Raw genomic sequence first — 13146 nt, forward strand, 5'->3', positions numbered from 1 at the left:
CCTTCTTCCTTCTTCCTTCTATCCTTTACATCCGTTACATCCGTTACATAATCCGTTGCCGAACTTCCTTCTTCCTTCTGATTACCTCAACCACAACTTAATAGTATTGTCTTTAGAACCGCTAGCAATAGTTCTGCCATCGGGACTAAAAGTTACCACATAAACTTCATCGGAATGTCCCGTCAAAGTATTCAGCAATTCTCCGGTAGCAAAATCCCAAACTTTAATAGTTTTATCCTTGCTCCCACTCGCAATAAACTTCCCGTCCGGGCTGATAGCAACCGAGACAATATCGTCAGAATGTCCCTGAATAGAGCGAATTAAATCTCCTGTTTCGATATTCCAGATTTTAATAGTTTCATCGTATGAACCGCTAACAATTGTCTTGCCGTCTGGGCTAACAGCAACCGACCTCACGGGCTCGCCGTGTCCCTCAATAGTTTTGAGCAACGCCCCTGTTGCGACATCAACAACTGTAATTTTTTTATCCTTAGAAGCGCTAACCAAACTTTTTCCATCTGGAGTGAAAGCAACAGAATAAACAAAATCTGTATGGTCGGGAAAACTCTGAATCAAACGGCCAGTGGCTGCATCCGAAATCTTTGTGGTGTTGTCTCCGCTACCGCTAGCGACAAGCTGTCCGTCGGGGCTGAGAGCGACAGACCAAACAGAAGCAGTATGGTCGAGACTGCGAATCACTTGCCCTGTTTTCAAATCCCACAGCATGACTCGCCAAAAACCGGTTCCAGTTGCCAGTTTCGTACCGTCTGAGTCAAAAGCAACCGACCAAATAGTGGAGGAATCTCCTGGAAAAGTGCGGATCGACTTGCCTGTAGCTAAATCCCAAATTTGGATGGTTTTGTCTTTAGAGCCGCTGGCTAACATTAAGCCGTCTGGACTGAAAGCAACAGACCCAACGGCATCTGAATGCTGAGCGAAATTTTTGACTTTGGCGTTCTTCCACCGCAAACCTGCTTGGCACTGTTCTTGTAACTCCTGAGCGGACGAATAGGTGCTGGAAGTGTTGGCAATTGTTGGTATTTGGCTGATGCAGTCTTCATAATTACTGGCTTTATAGAGACCTGCAATTTGATTGAGCTGTTGAGATTCTTTTTGGACTAGCTGCTGCCATTCTTGCCATTTGAGATATCCGTAAATTCCGCCGATCGCAGCTAATATAGCCGCCATTGTTGCCCCGGCAAGATAAGGATTGAATTTGCGAGTTTCTTTGGGGACAAGTGCTGCTGGGCTGGCGATCCTCTCCGTTGGCGTAGCCCCCGTAGGGGCGGGCTGCGCTAACGAGAAATCGGTTTTTCCGTTCAGATTTAACTGCGGGGATACCGCCGGACTTGCCTGCAATTCGAGGTGAGGGGCGCTACTCGCTGGTGACGGATTGGGGTTGCGGTGTCCCTCTAAAACTGTGGATATCGCCTTGTACAATTTAGCAAATAAAGATTTAGGAATGACTAATTCTTCGATTTTTGCGGCATCTTCGTCGGTAAGCCCTAAAACTTGCTGCAAGCGTTTTAATTCGTCGCGAGTTTCCAGAGAAAAGGGATATTCTTGCTGCATTGCTTCTTGCAGTGATTGTTCGTAGCGTTCGCCTTTTTCCCTGTATTTCCGGTAAGGGTTCAATACCTCATCTTCGATCGCCTCTGCTTCTTCTGGCAGCAATTCCAGACTGACGCGCAGTTCATCTAATATTCTCCGACCGACGACTGTAATATCACCCCGGCTGCTGCTGCGCCGATCGACTTCTTCGCGATATATTGTTAGCTTGGGAATCCGCGCCCGCGAGCGATCGCCAATTTTCCTCAAATCGGCTAAAGCTTCCGCCGCCGACTGGTACCTCTCCCGAAAATCGTAGCGCACCATATTGTCTAAAACATCGGCCAGCGCTTGGGAACAGGTGGCTAAATGCCGCCAAACAATTTCGCCTTTATTAGAATTTTTCAAATCCCGCAATTTCGGCAAATCGTAAGCCGGCAAACCCGTCATTGCTTGGATGCCAATCATTCCCAAAGCGTAGATATCGCTGTTGAGTTGGGGGTTGTATTGAAATTGTTCGATCGGCATATATTCCAGAGTGCCAATCCGCACAGTTACCGGCGCTTGTCTTTGAGCGATGTGAATTTCTTTCACCGAGCCAAAGTCAATCAAAACTAACTTGTTGTCGGAATAGCGGCGAATTAAATTAGCCGGTTTAATATCTCGGTGAATAACTCCCTGTCCATGTACAAACACTAAAATTTCTAACAGTTCCTTCAGCAAAGGAATCATTTTTTCTTCAGTTAGAGGCTTGCCCGGTACAATCTCGGTTGATAGCGAGTGACCAGCAACAAAGGATTCAACTAAGAAAAATTCTTCATTTTCTTCAAAATAAGCGAATAGCTGAGGAATTTGGTCATGCTGACCGAGCTTTTCTAGAACCTCTGCTTCTTTTTGAAAAAGACGGCGCGTAGTATTAATTAATTTTGGTTCGGTAGTACCGGGACGCAGGTGCTTGACAAAGCACTGCGGTTCTCCAGGACGGCGAATATCTTTGGCAAGATATGTTTGTCCAAATTCTCCTGTTTCTATGACTTCAATGATTTGATAGCGTCCATCTAAAAGTTGGCTCACCATGATAATAACGCAGCCTTTTTTTGGTTGATTTTCGCAAGAAACAGTTGCACTGTTGAGTCACTTGTCTTTGAGTTTCGCTCCCTAAATCCTCCTTTTTCAGGGGTTTGAGGGGAGCGAAAGAATGTTCTTGTCCCCCCCTACTACCCTTTTTTTATGGGTTTGGGGGAAGCGACGAGCTAATAGTTCTTCCTTCTTTTTTCTTCTTTATTTCTTCTTCCATACATTATTTTTTCAACATCTGCAAAGCTTGATATCCTAAAAAGAAAAATCCCAAAGCACCAAGTACCGCTATCCCGTTCGCCAACACATCGACTGTCACAAATTCGCCCATTCCAATATCCTCTGACAACTGATATCTATCCTCGGCTTTTCGGTCGCTGTCTGGGTGAGGGGTCTTGCCCCTCGCTGCGGGCGAGCCGAAAGATGCTCACAAATTATAGCAAAAGAGGCGGTCAATCGATTTTAGATTTTAGATTTTAGATTTTAGATTGAAGCATTGACCCCACGGATGAATCCGGGGGCTTGTATCCTGGATGCTTTCGGTCAAAATAACTTTTCGGGCGATCGACTAGCTTTGTGTTTTAATATTTTTTAATATTTAGGGTGACAAATCGTGTACCGAAAATTTGAGCTCAGTTCGCTTTGATATTGTTAACCCTGCTAATCTTTTCTCTAATCGTAAGTACAGCTTACAGTAAGAATTTGCGCCGATCAGTCAAAAATGCGCCTCGAACCGACAGAATTTCCGCAATACCCTAACCGAAACCCGCCGCGCAGTTCTCTAAAGTTTCGGTAATCGTACCAGGATACAACGAGGCAGAGAATATTCGGGATTGCGCGATCGCCATGAGGGAGAGTACACCGCTGTCTGTGGACAACTTAGAGGTTTTAATTGTAGACGATCGATCGACAGACGACACCAAGGCGATCGGGCAAACCCTGCAACAGCATCTCAACGACCCCCGGCTTAAAATATTAGCAAGTCAATCGATTTTAGATTTTAGATTTTAGATTTTAGATTTTAGAGGTGACCCCACGGATAAATGCGGGGGCTTGAGGATTTTCGATTTTAGATTTTGGATTGATTCCACGGATAAATCACGTGGCGGGTACCATCAAGAAATTCTTGGTCAGCCGCGACCCACCAACCACTTACCTGGTTAACTATTTGTTTATCCGTAATCGTAATTTGGCAGCATTAAACTTTGCGCCACTTGGGTGCCTAGATTTATGAATGCCCTACAAAATACTGTGGTTGGGAAGTTTGGGATGTGCGTTAGTGGCGGCGATTGCGATGGGTTCTGCGATTAAAACCGAAATTGGTTGGGGATGGACTTGGCGCGGTAGAACTTGGCAAATTAAGAGTTAATTAAGACTTGCATAGGGGCAGGCAAGATGCCCAACCCCTACTCCCCACAAAAAATTAACTCCTTGTGGAACAGGCATCTTGCCTGTTCTCAAAAATCATCCAAAATGTGAGTTATAGAAGAAAGAAGGAAGAAGAAATAAGGCAGAGCTAATCATAACATCCGTTACATCCGTTACATCCGTTGCCGAGCTTCCGCATACACAAAAGCAGGTACGCGCTTGTAAGCAGGCGTACCAGAACGCCTTTCAATTTCCGGGTGAAAAATCACATTAACTTCAGGATAAAACATCAAAGCAGCACCCTCACGAACCGCCCCGTAAATCACTTCGACATTTTCCATTTTTCCCACATTTCCCTGCACCGTAACCCGTTGATGTTCATGCAAACCAGTGCTTTCTGCATCCGCACGATTCATCAAAATGCAGTTGCGGTGCGGCATTCCCCGGTATTTGTCATCAATTTTGTAAACCACAGTATTATGCTGAGAATAGCTGCGTCCCGTCATCAATGCCACTACAATACCCTGTGTTGATTCCGATACTCCAAACTCTTTCGCTTCCGGTAATTTCAGTTTAGGTAAAGGCGTCACAAACATCTTCGCTTTCCCAGACTCGGTAGGAAATTTAGGTTCTGTAAAAATGCGACCGCTGATGGTAAATTCCTCTTGTGTTTCATCAATTGTAGCCATCTTTTCATAGCCAGGAATAGTTTTAGCAATCAATTGGCGAACGTATTTTGTGTCTTGAAGTCTGCGCCAATCCACAGGGAAATCGCCGTGAATTCTGCTGGCTAATTCTGTCAAAAAATAAACTTCAGGAATCAAATCCGAATTCTGGAGATGAGTTTCGCCCTCATCATTTAAACGCACAAAATTATTCCCCGATTCCACCGTTGTTTTGTGGGGGTTTTCAAAGCGATTCAGGACGGGAATCACAATTGTATTGTGCTTGGCTAATCCGTGAAAATGCCCTAAATTCGGTTTGGTTGCGAGGTAGATAACGGTTTCAACATTGGCTAAAGCGCGTTTGGCCTGGGTTGAATCTGGATTCGCCCCATACAAATTACCGCCCAGACATATCAGCGTATCGACTTTGCCTGCATCTGCTGCTTCAATGAGCGATCGAGTTTCGTAACCCTTAACAGGACTGAGGGGACGATTTAATAACTTTTCTAAAGCTTGTTGAATTTCTTTTTTCAGCTTCACAGTGACGCCCATAGAGCCAAATCCTTGGACGTTTGAGTGTCCTCTGACGGGCATTAATCCTGCACCTTCTTTGCCGACATTTCCTGTCATTAAGGCAGTATTTGCAATGCTGAAAACGTTATCTACACCGTTACCGTGTTGGGTAATTCCCATCGCCCAACCGAATACAACCCGCTGGGATGTGCCGATAATTTTGGCGGCTGCCTCAATTTCTGCTTGGGAAACTCCGCAGGTTTTAGTAATAGTTTCCCAAGCGGTTTCGCGGGCGTGCTGTACTACTGATTCCCAACCTTCTGTATGAGCTTGCAAATAGCTTTCGTCCAGCAAACCTTGTTCGATTATAGACTTTTGAATTCCCACAAATATGGCTGTATCGCTGCCCGGAATTGGTTGCAAGTATAGCGAGGAAATATCGGAACCGGGGATGAGCGACTTGACGGGAAATGCGGGAGAACCAAACTTGACTAAGCCGATTTCCATCACCGGATTGATTACAATTATTTTACCGCCTTTGTCGCGAATTTTAATCAATTCGTTCATCAAGCGGGGATGGTTGTAGGAAGAATTGCTGCCCGCGAGCACGACGCAATCTGCTTCCTTCAAGTTTTCTAGACTCACTAACGACGTGCGGGTGGCAAACATTTCGCTTAACCCGACTGTCGAGGGAGCGTGGCAGAGATCTGAACAATCTGCTAAGTTATTGGAACCCATCGCCCGCATCATCAATTGCAGCAGAAAAGCGGCTTCGTTGGAAGAACGGCCAGAACTGTAGGATGCCACTCGTTCGGGGGTTTTGCGAAAGGCAGCTTCGGCAATTTGATAAACTTCTTGCCAAGAAATGCGATCGTAATGAGAGGAACCAGCCCGCAAAATCATCGGAAAACTCAGCCTTCCCAACCTATCGGCTTCCATTGAAGTTAATTGCTGAAGTTGTGCAATACTCTGCTGTTCAAAAAATTGAGTTGAGATAGCCGGCTTGATTTCAGCGGAGATTGCTTCGACGCTTTTCATGCACCGCTGAAGTTTTTCGCCCTCTTCATTTGTAAAACCTCCTTTCTGCCCACCCGTGCCCCAAGAACAGGACAAACAAGCACTTTTGTGCAGCAAAGTTTTCCAAAGTTTTGGGCCTTCCGGGGACAATGTATGTTTTGCCCAATATTCTATTACAGGCAAACCGCCACCTATCTCTGGTGTTTCCTCGTTTGTCTCGTTGAATGGCGGGATTGGTTGGACATTTTGAGAATTGACATCCATGTGGTTTACCTTTTGTTTGAATTGCGGATTAGTTGAAGAAAGGCAGCCGGATCACAAGGCATTCGGCAGAATGAAATAAAAATTTTGAAGGCAAGAATTTTGTTGTTTTTCAAAGCGATTTTTTTGAGCGCACTGTACAATACAATTCTGCCGCAGACCGACTTACTTCTATTGACTCGGCGGGGAACCGCCAGAGGAGTTAAATTTATTAGTCGAATTTTACCGCAAATTTACAACAGAAAAAACTACTCAACAGATAGATGTTTTAATCTCTATTTAAGAATAGGTTCGCAGTAAGGACTTTAATCATCATTCACAGGCAGAGAGAAAATTGAATTCCTCACTACAAACCAGGTTTACTTCCTCTTATTTAAAGCCTGCTTCCCAAACCCAAGACAAAGCAGTCGATCGCCCTCAGCAACATTCGGGTCATTCTGCAAATAATCTCCCAACCACTCGCAACTCCGAGCAATGATATTATTCAGTTCCAAATTCTCCACAGGCAACAGAATTACATTCCTATCCCTACTAGCAAAACCCAGAGTTTTGCTGTCAGAACTAAAAGTAACGCTCAACACGCGATCGCTCGACTCCAAAGTCTTAGATAGCAGCGCCTTCTTGCCGTCAAAATCCCACAGCTTAACAGTATTTCCCCCACTCGCCGCCGCAATCAATTTGCCGTCGGGACTAAAACTCACGCTTTCTACAGTATCGCTGTGGTCGAGTTTTTCAGTTAAATTCGCCATTTTTCCATCAAACTCCCACAAGTAAACTTTTTTGTCACCGCAAGCAGCAGCAATAGTCTTACCGTCGGGACTAAAACTAACATTTTTAACGCTGTCCTCGTGGTCGAGAGTTTTCAGGATTTTCGCCGATGAACCGTTGAATTGCCACAGGTAAACTCTCTTTTCTCCGGTAATTTCAAAAGCCTTTTTCTTCCCGCTTGCCTTGTCCTCAGCAGCGGTAGCAGTAGCAATAGTTTTGCCGTCGGGACTGAAGCTAACGCTAATTACTGGATTGCTGTGATCGAGTTTTGCAAACAAAGTTGCTTTAGAACCGTTCCAGCGCCAGAGGTACAATTTGCGATCGGCACTTGCGGCGGCAATTATCTTTCCGTCTGGACTAAAACTCACGCTTCTAACAATGCCGCTGTGGCTGAGAGTATCTAACAGTTTGCCGTCTAAACTCCAGACTTTCACTGTTTTGTCATTGCTGGCAGAAGCAACAGTTTTATCATCAGGGGAAATGCTCACCCAGGTAACAGAATCCTTGTGATCTTCTAAGGTTTTGAATAAACTGCCGTCAGTGCGCCAAAGTCTCACTGTTTTGTCCCCGCTAGCAGAAGCAATTGTTTTGCCGTCAGCACTAAAACTGACTTTGTAAACCCAGTCTCCGTGTCCCGATAAAATCTTATTCAGCGGAGTGCTGTCCGGTTTCCAAATTTTCACGATTTTGTCCTTACTTGCGGAAGCAATAGTGCCGTCACCGCTGAAACTCACTGCCCTTACATCGTCTTGATGTCCTCGAAAAGTGTTGAGTAAAGTGCCGCTGCGACTCCAAACTTTCACCGTATCGTCTGCACTGCCGGTGACAATTTGTTTGCCGTCGCGACTGAAACTCGCGCTGACAACTTCATCGTTATGTCCTTTGAGAGTTCTGATTTCCTCACCGTTTCGGTTCCAAATTTTGGCTGTGGTGTCGGCACTTGCTGAGACGAGTTCTTGGCTGTTTGGACTGAACTTAATGCTGTAAACAATGTCAGAATGTTTGGTTAATGTTTTGGGATTAATTCTAAATTTCTGGGTTTTATTTTCTCTGTTCCAAAGTTTGACAGTTTTGTCAACACTTGCTGAGGCTATTGTTTGGCCGTCGGGGCTGAAACTGACACCGAGTACCCAGTCTTTGTGTCCGGTTAAGGTTTGCAGCAATTTTTTGTTCGCAAGGTTCCAGATTTTGACGGTGTTGTCGTGACTGGCGGAAGCTAGAGTTTTGCCGTCTGGACTGAAACTGACGCTGGTGACGATATCGCGGTGGCCGGATAAAATGCCGATCGCACTTTTGTCGCTATCTACTTGCCAAATTCTAATTGTGCGATCGGCACAACCAGTCGCGATCGTTTTCCCATCGGGACTAAAACTAACACTCGTCACGCTATCTGGGTGATTGAAAGTCTTTAATAACTTACCTTCTTTGCTCCACAATTTAACAGTTTTGTCAGCACTTGCCGAAGCAACTGAATTGCCATCAGGACTGACACTCACATCCAAAACAAACTTGCTGTGCTGCTCGAAACGGTTGCGTTCTTGCACCCCGGAAACTGCTTGTCTGAGTCTTTCAGCAATTTGAGTTTTAGTCTCCACAGGCAGCGCTGTACTTTTCAGAGAATCACGACCAATTTTGATACTACTTCCCAACACTCCTAATTGGTTTTTTTCATTAGAAAGCACCAAAGCTTCCGACGCCGAATTTAGGGCATCAGTCCGACTGGTTTCTGCTTCTTGCCGTGCGATTTCTGCTAATTTTGCTTGCTCGAATGCCATCCCCGAAACACCTGCGAGTACAAGCACTCCTAGAACCGCCGCCCGCAATTGCCATCTCCGAGATTGGTAAAGTTGAGCTTCCGCTTCGTGCTGTTTCTCTCTAGCTTCCGACAGCAAAGCATCTTGCTCTCTGTCTTTGCGAATTTGTTCAATTTCATCTCGGTTAATTTGGTTTTGCTTTCGCAGTTCCTCAAATTCTGCCTTTTGATCTAATTCTTGCTGCTGGCGGATGAAACTAACTAAATAATCGTGAACGAGCTGATAAAGCTCTGCCGGCAGTTCCGTCCATCGAAAAACCAAACCAGAGTTTACTAACAGTTCTAAGACTAAATCTAGTTTGTCAGCTTCAGCAAATGTCGCTAGATTTGAAGCTAATTCTGCGCGGGTTTTTAGGGGACGAATCTGCTCTTCATCTGTGAGCAAATACAATACTCTGCGGGCAGCTACTTCATTCTCTGGCCCGCAATCTTTGATGACTTCTTCGAGAAAATTTTCGACTAATTTTTGTTGCGGATTGTTGCCAAGTTCCTGATATTGAGTTAAAGTTCTAATGTTCTCTTGTTGCAGTTGAGCGCCGACAAGTTGTAGTTCGATCGGGCGGACTTCTCCCAATTCTCCAGCTAAATTTTTGACTAATTCTTCGATCAGCTCCGGTTCTAAGTAAAACTGCGCTCGTTCAGTTAAAGTGCGAATTACCGATCGCGCATCGACCAGCGAAAAATTTCCTAAATAAAACAGAATGTTTTTGCTGAGGATGTCCTCTAAAATATCATTTTTAACGAATCCTGTCTGGTTTTTGGGTCGGGAAAATTCCAGCAAATAGTGTAAGTAATCTTCCCGCAAACACAGGACGACTTTTAAATATTTGATTTTCAAACATTCCCGCAAAAAATCAAAAAATATTTGCCTTTCCGCTGGCTCTTTCCACACGAAAAAAAATTCTTCAAATTGGTCAAATATCAGAACAGTCACTAAATGTTCGGAATTTATTTGCAGCTCCTTGAGAATATTTCCGTATTCGATCGCCTGTTGTTGTATGATTAATTCTACTGGCTGTGACTGCTCCCTTTGATCCTGATTATTCCCACTCGATCCACCGTGAAATCCCGAAATAAGATTTCCCTTGACTGCACCTGTTTCTAGGGTCAAATCTACCGGAGCAGTTTCTGGTAATGTTTCGGAATTTTCCGGATCGAATATTTCAGCTTTCCCAGCAGATAACTGTCTGGTCAATTCCCGCGGCCAGTTGTTGTAAACTTGCAGCACTACGGGCAGAACAGTCCGCATTTCTATTTTTTTTTGTTTGAGAGCTGGTACTAATCCTCCCGTGACTATTGAACTTTTGCCAACTCCAGACTGACCGTAAATTACTGTCAGTTTGTCGGGGGTATTGTTCATTCTATATATCAAGCGGTTGAGGTCTTCCTCTCTACCGGAAGCAGTAATTTCGTCAGCAATAGTAGCAGCGCCGGCAATAGTTTCGGCGACGGAATTAACCGCTTCTCTGTGCGGCTGCAATTTTCCGGCTCCAATAAAAGCTCGGAACCGATAGGTGTGTTCCACCGCTCGATAATCTTGCTTAATTTGAAATGCTTCGAGATATTCTCCCCGCTGAAAATAGAGCGATCGCAGCATTTCTAAAACCCGCAAATACAGTTGCGGGTTGTAGCACGCTTCGGTTTCCGAGCGCGCAACCTCTAAATGTGCGATCGCCTCCTGTACCTCACCCAAGTGACTCTGGGCTTCTGCTAAAATTAACAGATACAAGCCTAGATGCTGCGACTTTACATGGGTTCCCTGTCCCGTCGCTTCTAAATTTGAGTTGAGAACGTCTAGAGCGATTAAAGCCCATTCTTTCGCCCCTGGCCAGTTCTTTTGCTCTAAGGCTACTCTAGCCAAAAAGCCGTAATCTTGAGCCAAATTAACTGCTGAATTTTCCATATTTTCATGTAACCTCCGAGCTTTGATAGCTAAATTCCAGAGTGCATCCCAATCTTCTAAATGCTGCAATACTTCGCCAAGTTGATTGATGAATATACCAACGGTATCCGGCCGCCCCGCGCGTTCTAAAACATCAATACATTCCTGAAAATAATTCTTAGCTTCCGTCCAGTAAGGACGGTTGCCGCTGCGATGTTGTTCTGCTTGGAAGCGGTAGCAAAGACCGATGTGGAATAGCAGAAGTCCCTCTAACACTGGTGCTGGGTGAACGGTAAATAACAAATCGCTAAATTGTGTTTTCGACCCAATAAACGCTACTTGATGCTTCCAAAAACTGAGACTTTTTTGATACAATTCAATGGCGGCCGGGATGTGGTGACAAGCATATTCATGCCTACCGCGAATAAATTGCAAACTTGCTTCAATAGCGGGTTCTAACCTGATGTTGCAAGTTTGCAAGTCTTGGCTAGCTGACTCTAGTTCACTCAAAGAATTGGCTCCGAGAATGGCAGAATTAGTTAAACGCCAATTGCCAGTTTCTAAAATGTGGGAAAAAATGCGATCGGCACTTTTGCCTAAGAACTCCACCAAGTCGTCGGGGCCAATCACAAATTCAACACTTGTCGTCCAAGTTTCGATATCTGTTACTAACCGAATCAGTTTTTTTAAGATTTTGTCTGTCACCCACAGCACCACCGGAAAGGGAAAATTATTCCGAAATTCTTCCCTCACGTAGTTGGTAGAAATTAGCACCTGATCGATCGCACTTACCGATTCCAATCCCAACACCATTAAAGCTGAGGGATGGCTGCAGGAAACTTTGGTTTCTATCGTCGTGTAAAGAGTTTTAACAGATGGCGGGAGGACAATTTCTCGAATATCGATACCAGACTCCTCCCGCAATTGCCGTACAATTTCCTCTCTCATGGCACTGTAATTGCACCGTACCAAAATCAGCGAAAATTGCCCCTGAGACATCGATAGAGTCCGGGAGAGAGTTTGCAGCGAACTTTTGTTTTGCTGTGCTGCGGTGTCTTGCTGGCAGTGCGAATTAATCATAATTAATATTTGAAAAATATTCTCAGGATAGGTGCTGTCAACTGCCGAAAAAAGTAAGTTCGGCAACGGATTTTTTAACGGATGTAATGGATGGAAGTTCGGCAACGGATTTTTTAACGGATGTAACGGATGTAACGGATGTCAGGAATCGACCGCAGGGGGAAAGTGCAATTAAGAAATTCCTAACCGTTTTGGCGGTTGCTCTAACTAAGTTTACTTTTACCCGTTGTTACGTTTGCCAATCACAGCGAAGAATCACATGATTAATTTTATTTCTGCCCTTTTTGGCGATTTCCCATCACTGGGAACTATCAATTAATTAAGTTTATTTCAGCCTGCATACTTATTATTTTAGCCGATCGCAATTAAAGCATACCCAAAAAAATACATACTCTGTTATTCCCATATTCCCAGCAAAATCAACCGGATTTTACTGAAATCTTGATAATTGCTCAAATTCTACCCAGCAAAAGAGTCTTTGTTTGCGGGGTTCCCAGCCATCGCCCAAATCGCCCAAATCCAATTCAGTTATTCGCATATCGCTGAAATCCGGCATTCCTTGCTTGACTGACCCCTTGCATCACTGAGATAAACTACTGGCGGCGGCTCATCAATTACAGCTTGAAGATTTTTTGTCATAAATTTACTAATCTCCATATCTAAAGTAGCTGTAAAATCAGGTTCATCCCAATCCTCGCTTTCTTCAATGCTGATGGTTGGTGGTGGCCCAATATCAAAATCTAGCTCATCGCCAAAATCCGAAACTTTCTTAATTGGCTCTATTTTCTGACCGGTATCAGTGGCAAAAGCTTGAGTTGTATTGGCTATTAGTACGATCGGCAGTGCTACTAGGGCACTTATTGTTGGTCGCGCCGTGATTTTCCTCATCGTATCCTCCTGATATAAACTAAACTTTGGTGCTGCTATACATTCAACTTCTGCGGCTACTTTAGAGCGCTGTCAGTCGATTTTAAATTTTAGATTTTAGATTTCCTCCACAGATGAATCGGAGAGCTTTAACTAGGGTCTAAAATTGGGGGCTGCTTAACACTCCGGCAGTTCGCAAGTATCCGTTTTTGAGCAGAGTCATTAATTAATAGTGGCTTGTTTTTCCACAGGATATAACCTTATCTGTGACTGTTTGTGGCAAGTTT

Annotated in this window: 7 protein-coding genes; 2 read left to right on the forward strand and 5 right to left on the reverse strand. The window is 44.5% G+C overall.

The annotated features are described in order from the left end of the window. Positions 1–81: 81 nt before the first annotated feature. Positions 82–2625 (reverse strand): protein kinase domain-containing protein, encoded by a 2544-nt coding sequence (locus tag QUA24_RS08480; protein ID WP_333228800.1) that lies wholly within the window; start codon positions 2623–2625, stop codon positions 82–84. Between the two features lie 223 nt (positions 2626–2848). After that, a complete protein-coding gene (locus QUA24_RS08485; RefSeq protein WP_333165309.1) occupies positions 2849–2974 on the reverse strand; it encodes a hypothetical protein in 126 nt (41 codons plus the stop codon). A gap of 446 nt (positions 2975–3420) precedes the next feature. Here QUA24_RS08485 and QUA24_RS08490 point away from each other — a divergent pair, with 446 nt between their 5' ends. Continuing rightward, a complete protein-coding gene (locus tag QUA24_RS08490) occupies positions 3421–3636 on the forward strand; it encodes a glycosyltransferase (protein WP_333228911.1) in 216 nt (71 codons plus the stop codon). Between the two features lie 223 nt (positions 3637–3859). Next, complete coding sequence (locus QUA24_RS08495; RefSeq protein ID WP_333228802.1) at positions 3860–3994, forward strand: hypothetical protein; 135 nt, start codon at positions 3860–3862, stop codon at positions 3992–3994. A gap of 172 nt (positions 3995–4166) precedes the next feature. Here QUA24_RS08495 and QUA24_RS08500 read toward each other — a convergent pair whose 3' ends face one another. The 3 genes from QUA24_RS08500 to QUA24_RS08510 all read right to left on the reverse strand — a co-directional run bounded on the left by QUA24_RS08500 (position 4167) and on the right by QUA24_RS08510 (position 12880). Continuing rightward, entirely contained in the window at positions 4167–6452 is a 2286-nt protein-coding gene (locus tag QUA24_RS08500; protein ID WP_333228804.1) for an FdhF/YdeP family oxidoreductase, read from the reverse strand. A gap of 356 nt (positions 6453–6808) precedes the next feature. Further along, complete coding sequence (locus tag QUA24_RS08505; protein WP_333228806.1) at positions 6809–11992, reverse strand: nSTAND1 domain-containing NTPase; 5184 nt, start codon at positions 11990–11992, stop codon at positions 6809–6811. Between the two features lie 528 nt (positions 11993–12520). Next, entirely contained in the window at positions 12521–12880 is a 360-nt protein-coding gene (locus QUA24_RS08510) for a hypothetical protein (RefSeq protein WP_333228808.1), read from the reverse strand. Positions 12881–13146 lie beyond the last annotated feature (266 nt).

The sequence above is a fragment of the Microcoleus sp. Pol12B5 genome, from assembly GCF_036701335.1.
In the GTDB taxonomy this organism is placed as follows: domain Bacteria; phylum Cyanobacteriota; class Cyanobacteriia; order Cyanobacteriales; family Microcoleaceae; genus Microcoleus.